This window comes from Devosia elaeis (assembly GCF_001650025.1).
GTDB lineage: Bacteria > Pseudomonadota > Alphaproteobacteria > Rhizobiales > Devosiaceae > Devosia > Devosia elaeis.
The window spans coordinates 1-675 of sequence record NZ_LVVY01000053.1 but is presented as its reverse complement, the minus strand read 5'-3'; the positions used below and the strand labels follow the sequence as shown (position 1 = coordinate 675).

1 protein-coding gene and 1 pseudogene are annotated in these 675 nt (G+C 65.5%); both read left to right on the top strand.

Annotation, left to right across the window (positions count from 1 at the left end; genetic code table 11):
* Window positions 1-458, top strand: a pseudogene (locus A3840_RS01780) (thiazole synthase); the annotation flags it as partial.
* A partial coding sequence (locus A3840_RS01775; RefSeq protein ID WP_205633327.1) for a thiamine phosphate synthase occupies window positions 455-675 on the top strand: 221 nt, incomplete at its 3' end. The pseudogene A3840_RS01780 and the gene A3840_RS01775, both read left to right, overlap by 4 nt.

The window sequence follows — 675 nt, the reverse complement described above, 5'->3', positions numbered from 1 at the left end:
TGCAGCCCGATGTGTTCGGGCTGGTAGAGGCTGCACGCATCCTGAGCGAGGACGGGTTCGACGTCTTTCCTTATACGACCGAGGACCTCGTCGTGGCCGAACGCCTGCTCGAAGCAGGTTGCCAGATCCTGATGCCTTGGGGCGCCCCGATAGGCTCGGCCCGCGGGCTCAATAATCTCTTTGGATTGCGCGCCCTGCGCGCCCACTTCCCCGATGTGCCCCTGGTGATCGATGCCGGTCTCGGCCTGCCCTCGCATGCGGCAGCGGCGATGGAAATGGGCTATGACGCGGTGCTGCTCAACACGGCCGTGGCCGAGGCAGGCGACCCTGTTCGCATGGCCGAAGCCTTTGCCCTCGCCGTGGACGCGGGGCGGCTTGCCCATACCGCATCGCCCCTCGAGCCGCGCGACATGGCGGCGCCTTCGACCCCGGTCCTGGGCAAGGCAGTTCTCGCATGACTCTCGATCGCTTCTATCCCGTCGTGCCGGATGCGGATTGGGTCGAGTTCCTGCTGGCCTGGGGCGCAAAACTGATCCAGCTGCGGATCAAGGATTGTCCTGAGCCCGCGCTGCGCGCTGAGATCGAACGGGCCAAAACCGCCTGCACCGCAGCGGGTGCGCAGCTTGTGGTCAATGACCATTGGCAGGTGGCCCTCGATATCGGGTGCGATTTCGT